This is a genomic window from Bombella saccharophila (genome assembly GCF_026385475.1).
Taxonomy (GTDB): Bacteria; Pseudomonadota; Alphaproteobacteria; order Acetobacterales; family Acetobacteraceae; genus Bombella; species Bombella saccharophila.
In genome coordinates this window covers 373,572-393,265 of record NZ_JANIDW010000003.1, presented here as the reverse complement: position 1 = coordinate 393,265, position 19,694 = coordinate 373,572, and the positions used below count along the sequence as shown (strand labels likewise).

The 19,694-nt window shown below is 53.1% G+C and carries 22 protein-coding genes and 1 other RNA gene; 15 read left to right on the top strand and 8 right to left on the bottom strand.

Annotated features, from left to right (window positions below; genetic code table 11):
* Positions 1-13: 13 nt before the first annotated feature.
* From NQF64_RS07935 to NQF64_RS07915, 5 genes are all read right to left on the bottom strand, one after another.
* Positions 14-829, bottom strand: a complete 816-nt coding sequence (locus NQF64_RS07935; protein ID WP_099026731.1) for a TIGR00282 family metallophosphoesterase — start codon at positions 827-829, stop codon at positions 14-16.
* Complete coding sequence (locus NQF64_RS07930) at positions 826-1,404, bottom strand: 5-formyltetrahydrofolate cyclo-ligase (protein WP_266107007.1); 579 nt, start codon at positions 1,402-1,404, stop codon at positions 826-828. The genes NQF64_RS07935 and NQF64_RS07930 overlap by 4 nt, the downstream gene beginning before the upstream one ends.
* A 10-nt stretch (positions 1,405-1,414) precedes the next feature.
* A non-coding RNA gene (gene ssrS / locus NQF64_RS07925) (6S RNA) lies at positions 1,415-1,574 on the bottom strand.
* 61 nt (positions 1,575-1,635) lie between these two features.
* Entirely contained in the window at positions 1,636-2,037 is a 402-nt protein-coding gene (locus NQF64_RS07920) for a cell division protein ZapA (RefSeq protein ID WP_266107006.1), read from the bottom strand.
* A 4-nt stretch (positions 2,038-2,041) separates the two neighbouring features.
* Positions 2,042-2,254, bottom strand: coding sequence for a hypothetical protein (locus NQF64_RS07915; RefSeq protein ID WP_143813637.1), 213 nt, complete (start codon positions 2,252-2,254; stop codon positions 2,042-2,044).
* Positions 2,255-2,339: 85 nt separating this feature from the next.
* On the opposite strand from NQF64_RS07915, the gene NQF64_RS07910 reads away from it, so the two are divergent.
* The gene (locus NQF64_RS07910) at positions 2,340-2,705 is read left to right on the top strand and encodes a hypothetical protein (protein ID WP_143813638.1); all 366 of its coding nucleotides are present in this window, start codon (positions 2,340-2,342) and stop codon (positions 2,703-2,705) included.
* A gap of 20 nt (positions 2,706-2,725) precedes the next feature.
* Positions 2,726-3,304, top strand: a complete 579-nt coding sequence (locus tag NQF64_RS07905) for a thiamine phosphate synthase (protein ID WP_266107005.1) — start codon at positions 2,726-2,728, stop codon at positions 3,302-3,304.
* Positions 3,305-3,323: 19 nt separating this feature from the next.
* On the opposite strand, the gene NQF64_RS07900 is transcribed toward NQF64_RS07905, so the two are convergent.
* The 3 genes from NQF64_RS07900 to epmA are packed head-to-tail and all read right to left on the bottom strand — an operon-like array spanning position 3,324 to position 5,448.
* Positions 3,324-4,019 (bottom strand): hypothetical protein, encoded by a 696-nt coding sequence (locus NQF64_RS07900; RefSeq protein ID WP_266107004.1) that lies wholly within the window; start codon positions 4,017-4,019, stop codon positions 3,324-3,326.
* Between the two features lie 2 nt (positions 4,020-4,021).
* Positions 4,022-4,411, bottom strand: coding sequence for a hypothetical protein (locus NQF64_RS07895; protein WP_266107003.1), 390 nt, complete (start codon positions 4,409-4,411; stop codon positions 4,022-4,024).
* 47 nt (positions 4,412-4,458) lie between these two features.
* The gene (epmA, locus tag NQF64_RS07890) at positions 4,459-5,448 is read right to left on the bottom strand and encodes an EF-P lysine aminoacylase EpmA (protein WP_266107002.1); all 990 of its coding nucleotides are present in this window, start codon (positions 5,446-5,448) and stop codon (positions 4,459-4,461) included.
* A 77-nt stretch (positions 5,449-5,525) separates the two neighbouring features.
* On the opposite strand from epmA, the gene NQF64_RS07885 reads away from it, so the two are divergent.
* The 13 genes from NQF64_RS07885 (at position 5,526) to NQF64_RS07825 (ending at position 19,644) form a co-directional block, all read left to right on the top strand.
* The gene (locus NQF64_RS07885; protein ID WP_099026739.1) at positions 5,526-6,575 is read left to right on the top strand and encodes a lysine-2,3-aminomutase-like protein; all 1,050 of its coding nucleotides are present in this window, start codon (positions 5,526-5,528) and stop codon (positions 6,573-6,575) included.
* An 80-nt stretch (positions 6,576-6,655) separates the two neighbouring features.
* Positions 6,656-7,222 carry an elongation factor P gene (gene efp / locus NQF64_RS07880; RefSeq protein WP_099026740.1) on the top strand — a complete coding sequence of 189 codons (567 nt, stop codon included), beginning with the start codon at positions 6,656-6,658 and terminating at the stop codon, positions 7,220-7,222.
* A gap of 2 nt (positions 7,223-7,224) precedes the next feature.
* Entirely contained in the window at positions 7,225-8,052 is an 828-nt protein-coding gene (locus NQF64_RS07875) for an inositol monophosphatase family protein (RefSeq protein ID WP_099026741.1), read from the top strand.
* An 87-nt stretch (positions 8,053-8,139) separates the two neighbouring features.
* Positions 8,140-8,904, top strand: a complete 765-nt coding sequence (locus NQF64_RS07870; RefSeq protein ID WP_266107001.1) for an OmpA family protein — start codon at positions 8,140-8,142, stop codon at positions 8,902-8,904.
* Positions 8,901-9,971, top strand: coding sequence for a MotA/TolQ/ExbB proton channel family protein (locus tag NQF64_RS07865; RefSeq protein ID WP_266107000.1), 1,071 nt, complete (start codon positions 8,901-8,903; stop codon positions 9,969-9,971). Before NQF64_RS07870 ends, NQF64_RS07865 begins: the two co-directional genes overlap by 4 nt.
* Before the next feature lie 3 nt (positions 9,972-9,974).
* Positions 9,975-10,943 (top strand): peptidoglycan -binding protein, encoded by a 969-nt coding sequence (locus NQF64_RS07860; protein WP_266106999.1) that lies wholly within the window; start codon positions 9,975-9,977, stop codon positions 10,941-10,943.
* A gap of 52 nt (positions 10,944-10,995) precedes the next feature.
* A complete protein-coding gene (gene lepA, locus NQF64_RS07855) occupies positions 10,996-12,798 on the top strand; it encodes a translation elongation factor 4 (RefSeq protein WP_099026745.1) in 1,803 nt (600 codons plus the stop codon).
* A gap of 3 nt (positions 12,799-12,801) precedes the next feature.
* Positions 12,802-14,178 carry a glycosyltransferase family 2 protein gene (locus tag NQF64_RS07850; protein ID WP_266106998.1) on the top strand — a complete coding sequence of 459 codons (1,377 nt, stop codon included), beginning with the start codon at positions 12,802-12,804 and terminating at the stop codon, positions 14,176-14,178.
* Between the two features lie 26 nt (positions 14,179-14,204).
* The gene (locus tag NQF64_RS07845) at positions 14,205-15,536 is read left to right on the top strand and encodes an NCS2 family permease (protein ID WP_099026747.1); all 1,332 of its coding nucleotides are present in this window, start codon (positions 14,205-14,207) and stop codon (positions 15,534-15,536) included.
* A 192-nt stretch (positions 15,537-15,728) separates the two neighbouring features.
* The gene (locus NQF64_RS07840) at positions 15,729-16,022 is read left to right on the top strand and encodes an exodeoxyribonuclease VII small subunit (RefSeq protein WP_099027026.1); all 294 of its coding nucleotides are present in this window, start codon (positions 15,729-15,731) and stop codon (positions 16,020-16,022) included.
* Positions 16,019-16,927: a polyprenyl synthetase family protein gene (locus tag NQF64_RS07835; RefSeq protein ID WP_099026748.1), complete on the top strand. Its 909-nt coding sequence runs from the start codon at positions 16,019-16,021 to the stop codon at positions 16,925-16,927. The genes NQF64_RS07840 and NQF64_RS07835 overlap by 4 nt, the downstream gene beginning before the upstream one ends.
* A 6-nt stretch (positions 16,928-16,933) precedes the next feature.
* Positions 16,934-18,892 carry a 1-deoxy-D-xylulose-5-phosphate synthase gene (gene dxs, locus NQF64_RS07830; protein ID WP_266106997.1) on the top strand — a complete coding sequence of 653 codons (1,959 nt, stop codon included), beginning with the start codon at positions 16,934-16,936 and terminating at the stop codon, positions 18,890-18,892.
* Positions 18,892-19,644 carry a TlyA family RNA methyltransferase gene (locus NQF64_RS07825; RefSeq protein WP_266106996.1) on the top strand — a complete coding sequence of 251 codons (753 nt, stop codon included), beginning with the start codon at positions 18,892-18,894 and terminating at the stop codon, positions 19,642-19,644. Before dxs ends, NQF64_RS07825 begins: the two co-directional genes overlap by 1 nt.
* The last annotated feature ends 50 nt before the right edge of the window (positions 19,645-19,694 follow it).

The window sequence follows — 19,694 nt, the reverse complement described above, 5'->3', positions numbered from 1 at the left end:
CGCTACAAAAAAATTAAAAATCCGGCATGGAGGGCAGAAGCTCACCACCATGCCGAAAAGGACAAACCCTAATAGCAAGGCCCGTAAGATCGTCCGTCTCGACCATCAAGCCTGTAACGGTGGCTTTGCCTGTTGCTGGTTGGAAACGATCTGTTGGGACTTTCTTTAACATTTTACGGATGGCATTTTCCTTTTCCATCCCGATAACGCTGTCATAGTCCCCGCACATGCCTGCATCGGTTTGATAAGCGGTCCCCCCTTTTAAGATACGATGATCGGCGGTGGGAATATGCGTGTGCGTCCCCACTATCAGGGAAAAGCGGCCATCATAATGGTGACCAAAGACCATCTTCTCGCTTGTTGTTTCAGCATGGACATCCAAAATGGCAGCATGAACAGTCCCACCGAGGCGATGGCGTGAGAGGATTGCATCTACAGCGCGGAAAGGATCATCCAGCGCATCCATAAAGATGCGGCCCATTACGTTAATGACCAAAATTTTCCGCCCGCATGGTAGGGTTAGTACGCAACCCCCTTGCCCTGGTGTGCCCTCTGGATAATTTGCAGGACGTACAACCGCGGGGAGTTGATCTAATTGACCGATTAAATCCTTACGGTCCCACGCATGATTGCCCAGTGTGATGACATCAACGCCGCCATCCAAAAGATCACGCGCAATTTGGGGAGATAGCCCAAAGCCGTGGGAGGCATTTTCGGCATTCGCGATTACGGCATCAAGAGATAGCTGCTCTCGCCAATCCTTCAAACCAGCTAAGACAGCATCACGCCCGCTACGGCCAACAATATCGCCTAAAAATAAAAGTCTCAAAACATGTCCTTCATGCTGGCTGTCTGGATGATTTCAGAGTCTGTTACGATCATGGGAAGGGGCTGATCATGCTCATCCATCGGAATGTGCGCTTGCTCTTGTTGAGAGAAACCGTACCCTATCAAGCGCGCTTGCGGGTAGAGCGGTAAGGTGCGGTCATAATAGCCCCCGCCATAACCAAGCCGCCCCCCTGCTCTATCAAAAGCGACAAGAGGAACGAGTATAACATCCGGCTTACAGCGCCGCCCTGTGGGAAAGGACGTGCCAAAACGACCTCGCCTCATGCGCGTTGTTTCTGTCCAACAGCGGAATATAAGAGGCTGTCCTTTAGGAGGGGTGTGTGGGAGGGCGACCTGATACCCCACGCGCGCAAGCTGTTTACAAAGGGGACGTAAATCCACCTCCCCGGGTAAAGGCCATACGGCAGCCACTATGTTTGGTTTTATAGACTGCAAAAGCACCGCAAGACGCGCGATAAGCTGCCGATTTTGCCGTGGTGTGACAAATGGTCTATCGGCAAGGCAGGCCTGCCGAATACGCTGTTTTTGTGCGAAAGATGTAATGCTGTCGGGCATAAGTTTGTTCCGTGAAGCCACCTTAGCCGTTGGTCTCATCAGCCCTCCCGGACCTGCTAGGGCAGGTGGGCACCGGTAATAACGTGACCACAGCCACGACAGAGCCAGTTCCCTTGGAAGTGCTTATCGGCCCAGAGGTTGATCTTGCCTGACGCGCTAGGCAGCTTCGCCCTTCATATTGCATTACTGGCCAGAGATCACAAGCATAGACCCTGTGTTTCTTTACTGAAATTATTGTTTGGAAGGCGCTGTCGATTTACTCGTGAGCCTAGTATCTTGCTGAGTCATTTGGAGATGCGCCTCCACCCGTTGGAGCAAATTATTAGCCATTGTAGCAGCATCAGCCAAACGACCAGACATTTGCTCCTGCACTGCCTCTAGTTGACGACTGCGAGAAAGCAGCGCACGCTCTTCTGCTGTCATGCGTTTACTTTGAGCCTCATAAAGCTCATCAGCCATTAACAGAGCAACAAGAAAAAGTGCTTCTTTATCCCCACGTGGCGCCAATGTTTTGCGCACATCCTCCAATCGTTGGCTAATAGACCCAGCCAGAGCTTTTAGATGCTCCTCCTCACCGTCCTGACAGCCAACTGTATAACTAACTCCCCCTAATGGAAGTGTTACCTGAGCCATAATGTTACTCCTTTTCTTCCTTTAGAGAGGTGCCCTCACAACCTTTAAGATAGTCACGAAGCTGAGCTTCTAAATATTCAATCCGTTTGAGTAGAGTGCTACGCATCTCCTCCTGCTGGGTGCGTTCGGCCTCATGTTGAATTTCTTGCTGCTCCAAAGCAAAACCAAGTTGCACGAGAGCCGTTTCTAACTGCTCAAGGTCTGGATTTTTCTGCATGATAATTGGTAAGTTCCCCTCTGGCACTAACACACTCCCCCTTTATAATCCAATAAGATACACTCATCCGCCATGTGAGACCACCATGACTGATCTTCACGACACGTCAAGCATCTTTGCCCGTTTTCCTCATCCCTTTATCACGATTACCACCCGGCCTGTATTACTAACCATTCATCAACACGTGAACAAAGCCCCTTTTACCATCCTCTCCCCCCCTCACGCTGGGACGAGCCTAGGGCTACCTTGGTGGTTACATCTCATCTCAGGCATCCCACGCCCTTCTATCTTGGACTGTGGCGCTAATGCCGCCCTCGCTATGGAAGCCCTATATCGCGGTGTGGATGGTGTTATTTGCCGAGAGTTCCACTCTGTTTTACCACCAGCAATGCGAGGACGCCTCTTTACTATCCGCCCTCCCGAGACGAATTACTGGCAAAACAAACTATGATCTGCCACATCTAGTATATTATGACTATGCCTGACCTCTACCCCGTATTGCCCTCGCTCCAACTATTGACGGAACTTCAAGACCGGCTGCCTCCTATTTTAGAAATGGAGAGCGTAACGGCTGTGCGTTTATGTTTTGATAGAACCTTAAAACACAGCCTGTTAGACTCCCTTCGTCAAATGGTGTGGAGCTATAATGTAGCTCTCATCCTCGCACCATCTGACCTTGGGTTGCTTTGCGATATTCCCCTTACAGAGATTGATGGGCTGCATCTCTCCCATCCTGCAGAGGTAAAGACCCTTATTAATCGCAAGGATAAACCTAAAAACCTGCAATTAGGATGTTCATGCCTCACATTAGATGATGCAATGAGTGCTGGGGAGCACGGTGCAGATTATATCAGCCTCCCCGCTACGGCCCTAACAGCCATTACGCAATGGAGCCTCTTCGCGGAACTCCCTATTGTAGCAGAGCATATTACAGCCGTGGAGGACGGGGCAGCAGCGGCCAAAGCGGGAGCGGATTTTCTAGCAATTCCACTGCATAATGCAGAGGACATCACCACCCGTTTTGTCGAGATAAAAGAGGCTCTCTCTTAAAAAGAGCCTCCCACCTCCCTCACCGATGCGGCAATACTGAATCAATCACAAGCAACATGCCGTTCGCTTGCTTATATTCGCTCCCCTTCAACATCGCAGAACCATTACGCCCGATGACTTGAATACGCCCATCAGGCAAGGGCTTAAAGAGCAGGTCATAATCCGGGCCCGAGAGGGTTTTAACGCGCACTGTTCCATCCTGTGATCGAGCAGCCCGGCGGCGAATTTTCTTGACATCCCACGACCCTTTAATGATTGTCTGGCCAATCAGCTCGCGAACATAAGTATGGCGTGGACCCTCTGCAAGAGGAGCGACTTGAACGCGGTAATAGGCCTCAAACGGCTTATTAGGGATAGCAAGAACCGTATAATTATCCTCCCCCTCCAAATACTGCCAATAACCTGCCCGCTGTGTTACAACTGCATAATCGGCAAGCTCAATCGCGCTGGCTATATTATCGCTCAATGGGCGATCCTCATACGACATGACTGGCGGGACATGATACGCGCTGGCTGGGTTGGGTGGCTCATCAGGGCCAGCAGGTTTATATCGCTCATGGATGCTCTCCGCCTCTGGCAGGAAGGTCCCATGTGTAGAGGCTGAGACATCCAACGGGTCTTGGCGGTCGGGCTTATCGCTACAGCCTGCTACAGCGCATAATGCTACAAAAGAGCCAATCAATAACGGTGTTTTACACCGTAGAATCCGGCGCATGCTCAACATCCACCCCCATGCATTTTCCACCCCACAACCTGATCAGACACAAGCTCGAAGGTGGTCTGGCAACTGCTGCTATAATAGCTGGGGGGGATTTCCACACCACCCCAGCCGCCATAGCCATAGCCGTACCCATAGCCGCCACCCCAGCCCCAATCCCAACCGCCTGTACCGGGGGAATATTGGGTTGTTGTCTCGATATAAGATAAGAAATTATGGCCCTGTGTTTGGTAGCCACGGCTTGGCACGCCAAAACGGCGAATCACATCAACCGAGCTTTGCCCAATCATAGCATTCAACACTTTTGGCCGCTGAATCTCAGGGGTACTACAGGCGGCCAATAAAAGCCCTGCCCCTAAAATAACCAACATCCCCCTATAAAGCTTCATAATGCCCCCTACCCATCACATAATCATCATCACATAACATGCATTGCTTAACAGCTTAGCCAAAGAATCGTCTCAAGACGAGGGGCCCCGGTTGCCAACATCACGAGCCGGTCAAACCCTAAGGCGATGCCTGATGTCGGCGGCATATCAGCAAGGGCCGCGAGGAAAGCCTCATCTAACGGCCAATCTTGCTCTGGCGTAAGGGCTAAACGCCGCGTGCGGTCGGCTTCAAAACGCGCTCGTTGTTCGTGAGGGTCGGTTAATTCCTCAAACGCATTGGCTAATTCCATCCCACCAGCATAAAGCTCAAAGCGCAAAGCCACGCGTGGGTCTGCCACGTCCCGCTTAGCAAGGGCGGCTTGTGCGATAGGCCAATGGGTTAGGAAGGTAGGCCGCTCCCGCCCAATAACAGGCTCGATTCTTTCTAACAAAAGGCGGAAGAAAAGATCCTCCCACGTTTCACCCTCTCGTAACGTCACGCCAGCATCATGCGCTAAATGGGCAGCATCATCAGCCGTGGCTAACACATCCACCCCCACATAACGGGCAAAAGCCTCCTGCATGGTGAGACGCTCAAAAGGCTGGGTGAGGTCTAACACCCCATCTTTATAGGGAAGATGGGGCGGCAAAACTGCACGTAAGAGCTGCTCCGTTTCATCCATCAAAGCCGATAAACCCGCCCCGGGATGATACCATTCTAGCATGGTAAATTCCGGCATATGCGTGGCACTGCGCTCCCCATTGCGCCACACACGCGCAAGCTGAAACAAAGGCTGCCCCGTAGCAGCGACAAGGCGTTTCATCGCGAATTCGGGACTCGTGTGAAGGTAGCGTGGCTCCGCTGTGCTATCTGGATGCTCCAACAGGCTGCGGAAACAGCGTAGATGCACCTCCTCCCCCGGCGTTGGGACAAGGTAAGGGGTTTCCACCTCCCAATAGCCGCGTCCCTCAAAAAAGGCACGAACAGCACGAACCATCTGGGACCGCCGCTGCAAAAAGGGCAGACGCTCTCTAATCTGGGCAGTGCTTTGGCCCATGATGCCCCCTCTTATTATGAGATGATTGCCTTGCTCCCATCTTGCCGGAATCCATCCGCCTTCGCTAGAGCAACATTATGCCTGACCCTACCACCCCCTCAGATAAAACACTCCGCAGCCCACATGCTTTGCTAGAAGCAGGCTTAATTACAGCTGCCCAAAAAGAGGGGCTGGAAGCTGTGGCGCATCATTATGCAACAGCGATTCCTCCTGCATTCCAACAGCTCATCCAAAGCCCTGATGACCCGATTGCTCGGCAAGTCATCCCCGATGAGCGGGAATTACAAACCCAGCCTCATGAGCAAGCTGACCCGATTGGGGATGATGCCCTCTCCCCCGTGCCGGGTATTGTGCATCGTTATGAGGACCGAGCGTTGCTCAAGCCTTTGCTCATTTGCCCTCTTTATTGTCGCTTCTGCTTCCGGCGGGAGCATGTTGGCCCCGATGGTGGGTTGTTAAGCGATTCCGAGTTAGAAGCGGCGTTCCGCTGGATTGAGGAACATCCTGCCATTCGTGAAATCATCCTCACCGGGGGGGACCCGCTCATGCTCTCTCCGCGCCGGATGACGCATATTATTCAGCGGCTTTCTAACATCAAGCATATAGAGATTATACGGCTCCATAGCCGTGTTCCCGTAGCCGCGCCGGAGCGTATTACCCCCGCTTTGTTGGATGCGTTAGAGACAGACCGCGCTTTATGGGTAGTCATCCATGCTAATCATGAACGTGAGATAACAAAGCAGGCTCGCCACGCTATTCGGCACATATTGGGGCGGGCCATCCCTGTACTATCCCAATCGGTTTTGCTGCGTGGGGTGAATGATACTGAAGAGGCTTTAGAAGGATTGCTCCGGGCCTTAATTGCTGCGCGTGTAAAGCCTTATTATCTGCATCATCTCGATTCTGCCCCCGGTACGGCCCATTTCCATGTCCCTGTTGAGGAAGGACGCGCTTTGCTTGAACGACTCAGGGGCCGCGTCTCTGGGTTAGTATGGCCGACTTATGTTGTGGATATTCCCGGAGGAAAAGGGAAGGTTCCCTTAGGGCCGGATTACCTCATCCCCACTGCCCCAGACCATCACCCTCATGCACGTGGGGTGGATGGAAAACAATATCCCTTCACCTAAAACCCTTGCCCCGCCCCATCGGCACGGCTAGAAGTCATCACGACACGACTTGATCTTTTGCATGCACATCAGGAGCTGACATGAAACAGCAAGCCAACCTCATCCGGGCCGGGCAGGTCATTGAACATAATGGCCGCCGTTGGACCGTCCTTAAACAGCAGATTCTAACACCGGGTAAAGGTGGTGCCTTTATTCAGGTTGAGATGCGCGACCTTGCAAGTGGCAATAAGAGCAACGAGCGTTGGCGCACCGCTGATACAGTCGAGCGTCTGATTACAGAAGATAACGACTACATCTATTCCTACATGGACGGCGATAACATCGTCCTGATGGACCCAGAGACCTTTGAGCAAACCATGCTGCCAAAGGATATTTTGGGTGACCAGCTTCCCTTCTTGCAAGATAACATGACCATCAGCGTCAAGCTGGTAGAAGGCGACCCGGTGGCTGTAACACTTCCGCCCCAAGTCACGTTGGAAATTGCCGAGGCTGACCCTGTTGTAAAAGGCCAGACGGCAAGCTCCTCCTACAAGCCGGCTATGCTCTCCAACGGTGTGAAGGTCATGGTTCCGCCTTTCATCGAAGCGGGTGAGCGCATTGTTGTGCGTACAGAAGATGCCACCTACGTTGAGCGTGCCAAGGACTGATCATGCGCCTCTCTCCCCATATGGCCGTCATGCAGAATGCTGCACAAAAGGCTGCGCGTTCTCTCCTGCGTGACTTCACCGAGGTTGAACAACTTCAGGTTAGCATTAAAGGGCCGGGGGACTTTGTCTCCCAAGCCGATATGCGCGCTGAAAAGACCATCCGTGAAGAGCTGGCCCGCGCTCGCCCCGGCTATGCCTTCCTCATGGAAGAAAGCGGGGCCTCAGGTGGTGAGAACTGGACATGGCGTTGGATTGTTGACCCGTTGGATGGGACGACAAACTTCCTCCACGGGATCCCGCATTGGGCGATTTCCATCGCGCTGCAACGCCGCCATCCCCATGGGGAGGTCGAGCTTGTGGCTGCTGTGGTCTATAACCCGGCCTCTCATGAGATGTTCTGGGCGGAAAAAGGCATTGGGGCGTATCTCAATGAGCGGCGCATCCGTGTCTCTGCACGGCGCAAACTGGCTGAGGCTGTGTTCGCTACGGGGATTCCCTTTGCTAAAGTCCCTGCTCATCATCGGTTGCCTTTTGGCCGTGTTCTGAGCAGCCTTATGCCAAAGGTAGCGGGCATCCGTCGTTGTGGGGCCGCGGCGTTGGACCTCGCTTGGCTCGCCGCAGGCCGCTATGAGGGCTATTGGGAGTTGGGACTAAAGCCATGGGACTGCGCGGCGGGGCTTTTACTCGTCCGTGAAGCGGGTGGCCACGCAACTGATGACCAAGGGCGTGACCTCGGTGGGCTTGATGATGATGTAAATGTTGTGGCAGGAAACCAACACTTCCACGCACCCCTACGGGAATTGGTCCATAACGCTATTACACAATCCTAACCCGCTCGTGCTTTACATAGGGAGCCGGCCTATGCTTGCCGTATAAAGATTGCAAGATGTGGCTCCCCCGCATAAGATGCCATTGATATGATAAATAGGCTGGCTATCCTTCCCTCCCTCTTATATGCGCTTTTTATTGCAAGCGGTCTCTTCCCCGCCGCATGGGCGCAGGTTTCGACCAATATAGATGCTTTGCCGGCTGCAAGCTCGTCATCATCCCCTCACGCACCGCTTGAACATCGCCAGAACAATACGGGCCACTCACAACACAGCGTAGCCACGCATGCTCCTGCTAAGCCTCCTCCACCGGCCACGCCAGCGGGCTATTCCCGTACGTTAGACATCCCCGCTAAAGCCCCTACCCCCACGGTCATCACACCGCCGCCTTTTCCTGTTACCCTTCATCCGCCCGTTCCCGCTGCGACGGTTGTGCCAGCTGCCACAAGCCACAGCCATGCAGAACCTTTGCCTAACAACGCGTTGCGTGTGTTATTTGACCCCAATAGCACCGATCTTAATGAAGCTACGATTGATGCTGTTCGCCATTTTGCCCAGAACATGGCTCCCAAAACTGAGGTGCGGTTTATTCTCCATAGCTATGCCAATGTACCAGGCAGTGATATTTCCATGCCGCGGCGGCTAGCGCTCTCGCGCGCGCTCGCTATTCGTGGTTTACTTGTACAAAATGGCATAGCAACGACACGAATCTACCCTATTGCCCATGGCCGGCCTGATGCCACCGATACAGCCCCAACTGAACGGCTTGATATCCTTCCTGAAAGCAATCCACCTGCAACTGACACTCCCACCCCGACAGAGACTCCTGCAGCGAAAGAAGTACCAACACCATGACACGTCCTACCCGTTATCTTGTTCGTATTTGCGTGTTTCTCCTTATCATTTTAGGGATCGTCTTTGCTTTACGTGGCGTATTGCTTCACGCTTTTATGGTAAATCCTGGCCTTAATGGTGTGATTATTGCCATTTTGCTCCTCGGGATTGCTTGGAATCTCCATCTCACCATACGGCTTATCCCAGAGGTTCGCTGGGTCAATATTCTCCAGCAACCGCGTGAAGGTTTGCGTGTGCCGGAGCCCCCGCTGCTTTTGGCCCCTATGGCCCGCCTCCTCCGCGCACGGCGGGAGGAAGACCCAAAGCTGGCCCTCTCCCCCCAAACGACGCGTGCCATGCTAGAAAGTCTAGAAGCTCGCATGGATGAAGGGCGTGAGATCTCTCGCTATATCACACAACTTCTTGTGTTTTTGGGGCTTTTAGGGACGTTCTATGGCTTAATCCTCACGGTGCGTTCTGTAGCGGATGTGATTAGTGCTATGCCCTCTGGCGGGGCGGACCTTGCTGGCATGTTTGAGCATATAAAGACGGGTTTAACAAAGCCGCTCGTGGGAATGTCCACCGCCTTTTCGGCCTCTATGTTCGGCTTGGCAGGCTCGTTAATCCTCGGCTTTTTAGACCTTACATCGGGACAAGCGCAAAATCGCTTCGCCAATGAAATCGAGGAATGGTTGGCTGATCTTACTTTCCTCGATAGCCCTGTTAACACCCCTTCTCCATCTGCCTATAGTCCAGCGCAGATGGAAGAGCTAATGCGTACTAACAATGCGGCCATTATCGCCAAACTGGATGAGCTGAACGCCACGTTGCGCCAAGTCCGCGAGCCATTACGTCAACCCCTCGCACCGCTTGAAGATATGCTCTATCAGCTTGATGAGAAAAATCAGGCAACGTTACAGACATTACAAAATCTGACCAGTAATCTTAAACAACATCAGATGGATGATCCCACTATGGCTCATCTCATTCAAGAAATGGGTCAAAAATTAGCAAGCTTGCGCGGCGATATTGTTCATTTGTTCCAACGGGATCATAAAACGCGCTCTACCCAGCGTAGGGAAGATTAAGCCATGGCCCGCCGCAGACGTCACCTTGGTGCCATCAACGCATGGCCGGGCTATGTAGATGCTCTGTCCTCGTTATTGATGGTCGTCACATTTGTTTTGCTCGTCTTTATTTTGGGGCAAGAGTTCCTCTCCGCTACCATTGCCCAAAAAGAGCGTAGTTTGGATAGCCTCCGCCAAGACCTTACTAAGTTAAGCGAGATGCTCTCCCTTAGTGAAGGGAAGGTCCAAACCCTCAATAAAGCGAACCAAGAGCAAAAGCAGCTTATCGCGACGCTCAATACCACATTGGATGAAAAACAACATGCGATGGCCGCGATGGAGGCACAATCGCGTGCTGTGGAAGGGGCACAACTTGGCAGTATTGCCACCCTATCCTCTCAAGTGACAGAGCTGACGCATCAACTCCAAGCGATTGCAGCGGCTTTGGAGGTAGAGAAAAAGAACGAGGCGGATAAAGATGCTCAGCTTGCCGCTTTAGGACAAAAACTCAACATCGCGTTGGCAAATAAGGTCAACCAATTGCAACGCTATCGATCTGTCTTTTTTGGGCGGTTGCGTGACCTCCTTAAAGACCAACCAGGCATTGAGATTGTAGGGGACCGCTTTGTCTTTCGCTCTGAAGTCCTCTTTCCTAGTGGCAGTGCGGAGCTAACACCAGCAGGGCGGCGGGAGATTCTGACCCTTGCCCATACATTCCGCGAGGTTGCCGCAACCATTCCTGCTGATATACCGTGGATTCTACGCGTGGATGGCCATGCTGACCGCCAGCCAATTCATTCTACCTCTACCAGTAATTGGGAGCTTTCTGCCGCGCGGGCTATTACAGTGGTGAAAACCTTAATCCTCAACGGGATTGACCCGCACCATATCGCAGCAACGGCTTTCTCTAACTATCAACCGTTGGACCATGGGCGCAGCGCTGAAGCCTTAGCTCGTAATCGCCGGATTGAGTTCCGCCTTACAGACCGCTAACCCCTCCCTTTAAATGCTGACAGAAGCCTCCCAATCACCTAATTAGGGCGTCATGACCGACACACCGCTTTCTCTCATTCGTAATTTTTCCATCATCGCGCATATCGACCACGGTAAATCTACCTTGGCGGACCGGCTTATTGAGGCATGTGGGGCTCTTACCGCACGCGAGATGAAGGGCCAAGTTCTTGATTCTATGGAGCTGGAGCAAGAACGTGGCATTACCATCAAGGCCCAGACCGTCCGGCTGACATACCCGGCAAAGGATGGCAATGTTTACGTCCTCAACCTCATGGACACACCCGGCCATGTGGATTTTGCTTATGAGGTCAGCCGCTCTTTAGCGGCATGTGAAGGCTCGCTTTTGGTGGTTGATGCCTCCCAAGGGGTGGAGGCACAAACACTCGCCAATGTATATCAAGCCATTGACGCTAACCATGAGATTGTCCCCGTCCTCAATAAGATTGACCTCCCCGCGGCGGAGCCAGAGCGTGTACGCGCCCAGATTGAGGAAGTTGTCGGCATCCCCGCTGATGATGCTGTGGAGATTAGTGCCAAAACAGGCTTGAATATTGAGGGCGTTTTGGAGGCCCTCGTCCAACGTCTGCCTGCCCCTAAAGGCGATGCGGAAGCCCCTTTGCAAGGGCTATTGGTAGATAGTTGGTATGATAGCTATCTCGGTGTGATTATCCTGGTACGAATTAAGGAAGGGCGGCTGAAACGCGGCGATAAAATCCGCATGATGCAAACGGGAGCCACCTATCATGTGGACCAGGTTGGTGTGTTCCTCCCCAAAATGAAGCCTGTGGACTCCTTAGGGCCGGGGGAGATGGGCTACATCAATGCCGCGATTAAGACTGTGGCAGATTGCAATGTGGGCGATACCATCACGCTCGATAACCGCCCGGCGGAGAAAGCTCTCCCCGGCTTTAAGCCCTCCATCCCCGTTGTGTGGTGTGGGCTCTTCCCTGTCGATGCGGATGATTTTGATAAGCTACGCACAAGCTTGGGTAAGTTGCGCCTTAATGATGCGTCCTTCCATTTTGAGGCAGAGACTTCGGCTGCTTTGGGGTTTGGCTTCCGCTGCGGGTTCCTCGGTTTGCTGCATTTGGAGATTATTCAAGAACGTCTCTCGCGTGAGTTTAATCTCGACCTCATCGCAACAGCCCCCTCTGTTGTTTATAAAATGCACATGAATGATGGCTCTGTCGAAGAGTTGCATAATCCCGCTGATATGCCGGAAATCAGCAAGATTGATTATATTGAGGAGCCATGGATTAAGGCCTCTATTCTTGTTCGGGATGAATATTTAGGCTCTGTCCTCACCCTCTGTACCGAGCGGCGCGGTGTGCAAATAGACCTCACCTATGTGGGGGATCGGGCCATGGCGGTGTATCGCCTACCGCTCAATGAGGTAGTGTTTGATTTTTATGACCGGTTGAAGTCCCTCACGCGCGGTTATGCCTCTTTTGAATATCAAATGGATGGGTATGAGGAGAGCGACCTCGTCCGCATTTCCATCCTTGTTAATCATGAGCCCGTTGATGCGCTCTCCTTCATCGCCCATCGTACAGTGGCGGAATCCCGTGGCCGCGCTATTTGTGCGAAATTGAAGGACCTCATCCCCCGCCAGCTCTTTAAAATCGCCATCCAAGCCTCTATTGGCTCCAAGGTTATTGCGCGTGAGACTTTGGGGGCGTTGTCTAAAGACGTAACAGCTAAATGTTATGGCGGTGATATTTCCCGTAAGCGCAAATTGTTGGAGAAGCAAAAGGAAGGGAAAAAACGTATGCGGCAATTCGGGAAGGTCGAAATCCCACAAAGTGCCTTCCTCGCTGCTTTGAAGATGGATTAGCCCATGCCCCGCACGGCCGCTCTCCTTTGCATCCATAATGAGGCGCAGAGACTTCCTTGGTGGATGGCACATCACCTCGCATTAGGCTTTTCTGCCCTTTTAGTGTGTGATGACCATTCCACCGACGGTAGCCGAGAGCTGCTCACACAAGCCGCGCGCCATTATGATATTCGCATTATAGAGACAGACGCGCAGGATACTGACGCGCTACACCGCCGTGAGGCAGGGCTCAACAGCCTCATCCAACGCGAGCATGAACATTTTGATTGGATGCTCCCCCTCGCGATTGATGAATATTTCCTACCGACCCAAGCGACCCTCTCCGCCTTTTTTGCTGATATAGAACAGCATATGGGGGCGGAGGCGTTTCTCCACACCACCTCTATCCCTGTCAATTGGTGCATTATGGGCTTGGGGAAAATAGACACCCAACAATGGGACGGTCCTACACCACATCCCCGTGCGCTCTTCACCACCCATGCAGCAGAGGACTTCCCCGACCATCGCATTACGCGAGATTTTTTCCGCCCTACGGCTCAACAAACACTTCCTGATCCTTTTGCACAGCTACAAACGCCACCAGATTGGTCTCAAGCGCGCATCCTGCATGATGCCGCAGCTAATAGCCGCACGCCTCAAGCACGCCGTTATTTTGACCGTAACGACCACCGTATCTCTGAGGGGCAACGCTATCTCCCCCAAAGCATGGCGATTGCCGCACAATTTTTACAAGGGCTCATTTTAAGTGCATGTTACACACTGCAAAATCAGGATGGGTTAGAGACACCTGCCCCCTCCTCTCATGCGCATAAACAGCCTTCCTTTAAGCGGTCCCATATTCGCCATGGGGATTCGACACTCGCCCTCCATAAGGGGCATCGTAAACTTGGCTTTTATGATGCTGAAGCCCTTCAGCGTGATGAGCAACTCACTCCCCTCCGCCTTCTCCAACTAGCGAATTCACCCAACATAGGGTGGCTCTATGCGGAGGTGCCTTCCTCCACATCTTATTTACCTATTTGCGCTCCTCATGCTCTCCATGTCACAAATTTACTAGATTGCTTGCCTATTCACATCACCTCTCAAGAAGAGAGCATACAGTTAAAACTCCTCCCAACGGGGCAGATCATTCCTGAAAATGCTCCCCTCCCGCTCACCCTCCATACACTCCCTGACCAAGCCACCCCTGATACTATAGAGGCTAGTTTTCATCATTTCCTCGCTGAGGGCTTCACTGTAGATGGAGTAAAGAGCACTATTCGTCGCAGCCGGTGGCTCTCTCCCTCCGTCATTGGGGCCATCTACGCACATCTCCCAGAAGAAGCCCACGGGCTCTTCTCACCTATCCTGTATCAGCTCTTTCACGGCGGGAAACGCTAATTTTCCCTCTCGGCGGAGTGTCGCTTGTGCTTCGATCGTCTCTCGACCGGTTTTTCCATATCAGTCAACGCCACTCTACCATTCCACGAGAGATTGTGGCCGGACTGACCATATTTGGCTCTATGGCTTATATCATGGCTGTTAACCCCGCTGTGCTCGCAGCAGCAGGGCTGGCCCGTCATGACATGGTCATGACCACTATTGCCGGAACTGTGGCAGGGACGCTCATCATGGCCCTATGGGCACGACTCCCCCTTGCCCTCGCCCCGGCCATGAGCAGCAATGTCCTTTTTGCCCAAGTCATCGTTCAACAAGCGCATGTTAGCCCTGCTACAGCCTTTACAGTTGTCCTCTTTAGTGGGCTGTGCTTTACGCTCCTCTCCTTTACACGTTTACGCCTCGCAATTATTCGCAGTTTTCCCGCGAGCATCATGCTTGGTATTCAAGTCTCTATTGGGGCTTTTATTGCACGGATTGGCCTCATCGCCGCTGGCGTGGCTGTCCCTTCCTCCAACGGGCTTAGCTTCGCCTCACTCGCCCATCCTTCTGTTATCCTTGCCTTATTAGGGATTTTACTATGCTTGCTGCTCCAGCTTTTGCGTATTCCTGCAGGGTTACTCATCACCATCGTAACGCTCACTCTCATAGGGATCATCACCCCTAATGGAGCTGGACAGACAATCACCCAACTCCCCACCCATATGCTAGACTGGCCCCATTACCCACGCCATCTTCTACTTCCCTTTGATTTTAAAGAATTTTTCCACCATTTAGGACTCCTTTTACCCATTACGCTTTATGTCCTGCTCAGTGATTTCTTTGATGCGACAGGCACAATGCTCACCGTTACCCACCGCGCAGGCTTATGTGGAACAAAAGATCATCCCGACCTCAACCCACGCGCTTTTAGTGCCGATGGTGCTGCCAGCGTGATTGGCGCACTGCTTGGAACATGTACCGTCTCAGCTTATCTAGAAAGCCTAACAGGCGTTGAAGCAGGGGGACGTACTGGCCTAAGTGCGCTTGTTGTAGCGGTTCTATTTGCTGCGTCCTGCGTGTTCTGGCCGCTCTTAACTGCCATTCCTGCTTTAGCAACGGCTCCCGTTCTAATATTTGTAGGCATTACAATGCTGGGCCATTTAAGGGAACTCCCCTCCCATATGGAAGAGGCTTTTCCACCACTTTGTATGCTCCTCATTACCGTTGTAACGGGCAATTTTATGCTCTCCCTTGCTTGTGGGATGCTCCTATACACCGCCATTGCTCTCGTTAAAAAACAACGCCAACGCCTCACCCCTATCGTCTTAGGGTTAGATGCGGCATTTTTATGTTACATGGTGCTGCAAAGCCGTTTTTAAGACCAATTAAAATAAAAATCTTTCAAGCCTTGCCAAAGCCCCCCCCTCACGCATTATCATCAGCCACACACATTAAATATCATCTGATCTTACGACAGACAGAGGATGGGGGGTGGAAAAAATCTCCATATCCCTGTAATGGCCTGTAAGTTTCATGCTCTGACCCTTATTCGGATAATCGTGCCCGCTTTTATGACATCTGCTCCATCGCACACCACACCGCTCCATCAACTCTCCTTTGAGGCGGCCCTAGCCGAGCTTGAGCAGATCGTGCGCGGGCTAGAAACTGGCCAGATGAAGCTAGAGGATGCTATTTCTGCCTATGAGCGAGGGGCCGCCCTGCGCCGCCATTGTGAACAGCGGTTAAGCGAGGCGGAGATGCGCGTTAAAGCAATTGTTCAAAACACTGATGGGTCTCTCTCTGAAGAATCCCTTGAGATCACGTCCCAACCAGCCTCCCATTCCCGCAAGGAGACCCCCTCATGACCAACAGCCACGCCCTCCCTCTTAAGGATGTTTTACGCTTGGCCTGTCAGGATATTGAGGCCAGCATTGATGCACTCCTCCCCCCTGTACCGGGTGATGAATCCTTACTCATAGAGGCCATGCGCTATGCGGCCCTTAATGGGGGGAAACGCCTGCGGGGCTTCTTAGTGTTAGAAACAGCCGCCCTTTTTGGGGCATCGCGTGAGGCAGCCTTACGCGTTGCGGCCTCTGTAGAGTTCCTCCATGCTTATTCCCTCGTCCATGACGACCTCCCCGCCATGGATGATGATGACCTTCGCCGGGGCCAGCCCTCTACACATAAAAAGTTTAATGAGGCGTTTGCTATCCTCGCTGGCGATGCTCTGCAAACTAGCGCGTTTGAGGTCCTTTTAGAGCCTGCTACCAGCCCAGACCCTGCCATCCGCGCTGACCTCGCCCTTGCTCTCGCACGTGCCTCTGGCAGTGCTGGGATGGTTGGGGGCCAAGTTATTGATATTCGTGGGGAAGGCAAGGCCCTCCCGCTAGAGCAGGTCCAACGCCTCCATGCTATGAAGACCGGTGCACTCATCCGCTATTCTGCTGAAGCGGGGGCGATTTTAGCCGGTCTTGCCGCTAATGACCCACAACGTAAGGCCATCATCCGCTATGGGGCGGATTTGGGTACGGCCTTCCAAGTCGCTGATGATATTCTCGATACCACCGCCAGTACGGAAGAGCTTGGCAAAACCGCTGGTAAAGATGAAGATGCCTGCAAATCCAACTATGTGGCTTTGTTAGGCATTGAAGGGGCACGTAAAGAAGCCCATCGTCTCAGCGAGCAAGCCCGCCAGGCTCTCTCCTCCTTTGGCCCGCAAGCTGATACACTCCGCGCCCTTGCCGCCTATTTTGTTGAACGCAGGAATTAATCGTCCATGAGCATGTCTTCCTCCATCCCGACCATGGGCCGTTATCCTCTTTTGGACCGGGTAAACACACCGGCGGACATGAAGAATCTCTCCACCGAGCAACTCCGCACTTTGGCGGATGAGTTGCGGTCGGAGACGATTAACGCCGTCTCCACCACGGGGGGGCATTTAGGGGCCTCCCTCGGTGTGGTCGAGCTAACTGTGGCTCTCCATGCTGTGTTTAACACGCCCGATGACCGCATCATCTGGGATGTGGGCCACCAAGCTTATCCGCATAAGATTCTCACCGGGCGGCGCGAGCATATCCGTACTCTACGCCAACCGGGTGGCTTGTCCGGCTTTACCCGCCGCTCCGAAAGCCCTTACGATCCCTTTGGTGCAGCACATTCCTCCACCTCCATCTCCGCAGGGCTAGGGATGGCTGTGGCTCATCATCTTTATGCAGAGGATCATCCCGCTTATCGGGAGCGGAATGTTATTTCCATCATCGGGGATGGCTCTATCTCCGCCGGTATGGCTTATGAGGCCATGAATAATGCCGGGGCTATGGGGGGCAAAGGGGCAGAGCGTCTCATTGTCATCCTCAATGATAATGAGATGTCCATTGCGCCTCCTGTTGGGGCGATGTCCAATTATCTGACCCGGCTCATGTCCTCCCGCCGCTTCCTCACCTTGCGGGATTTAGCCGGTAAGCTTGCCAAACGCCTCCCCTCCAGCATTGAGCGGACCGCAAAGCGTGCGGAAGAATATGCCCGCGGCATGATCACGGGTGGCACGCTATTTGAGGAGCTTGGTTTTTATTATGTCGGCCCTGTTGATGGCCATGACATGAACCAACTTGTCCCGATTTTACGCAATCTCCGTGATGCCGAAAATAAAGGGCCTGTCCTCCTCCATGTCATCACAGAAAAAGGGCGTGGGTATAAACCTGCCGAATCCGCTGGTGATAAATATCATGCGGTCTCCCGCTTTAATGTCGAGACAGGTGAGCAGAAAAAAGGCCCTGCTGGCCCGCCATCTTATACCAACATCTTCTCCCGCGAGTTGCTGCATCGTGCCAAGCAGGATGAAAAGGTTGTAGCCATTACAGCGGCTATGCCCTCTGGCACGGGGCTCGACAAAATGGCCCAGCATTATCCAGAGCGTTATTTTGATGTCGGCATTGCAGAGCAACACGCTGTCACATTTGCTGCGGGTATGGCTAGCGAGGGGATGCGCCCTTTCTGTGCCATTTATTCCACCTTCCTCCAACGTGCTTATGACCAAGTCATGCATGATGTCGCCTTGCAGAATCTTCCAGTCCGTTTTGCGGTGGACCGTGCTGGGCTAGTCGGTGCGGATGGGGCAACCCATGCCGGGTCTTTCGACCTCAATTACCTCTGTTGCCTGCCTAATATGACTGTCATGGCCCCCTCTGATGAGGTGGAGCTTTTGCATATGACAGCCACCGCATGGGCGCATGATAGCGGGCCGATTGCCCTACGCTACCCGCGTGGCTCCGGCTTAGGGCTAGACCTCCCAGAGGAAGGCCAGATTTTAGACATCGGCAAGGGACGCATTGTCCGTGCCTCTGAGGGGGAAGGTGTGGCCATTCTCTCCCTCGGCACACGTTTGCAAGAGGCTCTCAAAGCTGCTGATACACTCGCTGCGGAAGGGATTGCGGTTACCGTAGCGGATGCTCGTTTTGCTAAGCCTGTTGATGGCGCCTTAATTGAGGCCCTCGCCCGCCAACATAAAGTATTCCTCACATTAGAGGAGGGCGCGCCCGGTGGCTTCAGTACGCAGGTGGTGGAACATCTCGCCGCAACTGGATTGCTAGACCATGTACGCTTCCGCCCCATGGCATTGCCTGATACATGGATCGACCACAACACGCCTGAGGCCCAATATGAAGAAGCTGGTCTTACAGCTCATCATATTGCTGAGCTGGCACGCCACGCTCTCGCTGGGAAGGCCAAAGCTTAATGGCCAAACGCCGTGCCGACCAGCTCCTTGTTGAGCGAGGATTGGTGGAAACACGCAGCCGCGCGCAGGCCCTCATCATGGCCGGGTTGGTCTATGCAGGGCCACACGGGGATAAGCCTGTCAAAAAAGCGGGAGACCAACTCCCCGAAGATATGGCTTTAACCCTTAAAGGGCAGGACCATCCATGGGTCTCGCGCGGGGGGCTGAAATTAGCACACGCCTTGGAGCATTTCCCCCTCTCCACAGAGGGGAAAATCGCCGTTGATGTAGGGGCCTCAACAGGTGGATTTACTGATGTTCTGCTCCACAATGGGGCGGCGCGTGTTTATGCTGTTGATGTAGGCCATGGCCAACTCGCTTGGAAAATCCGCTCTGATGAGCGTGTTGTAGTGTTGGAGAAAACCAATGCTCGTCATCTCAGCAAAGAGCATATCCCAGAGGCCCCGGATATTATCGTTTGCGATGCCAGCTTTATTAGCCTCAAAACCGTGCTTGCCCCAGCCTTAGAGATGGCCAAACCCGGCGCGTGGGCTGTTGCGCTCATCAAACCGCAATTTGAGGCCGGGCGTGCGGATGTTGGCCCTAAAGGGGTTGTGCGAGACCCGGCGGTGCATGAGCGCGTGTGCCAAGAGATTCACACTTGGTTTGCTGCCCTCCCCGGTTGGACGATTCTAGGCCTTGTCCCAAGCCCCATCACTGGGCCGGAGGGGAATAAAGAATTCCTCATCGCTGCCCGTAAAGAGGCCAGCTAAACCGCCCGCTCTTAGCCTCTTACTCCCTGTCAATTATCTGGCCCTTTCCG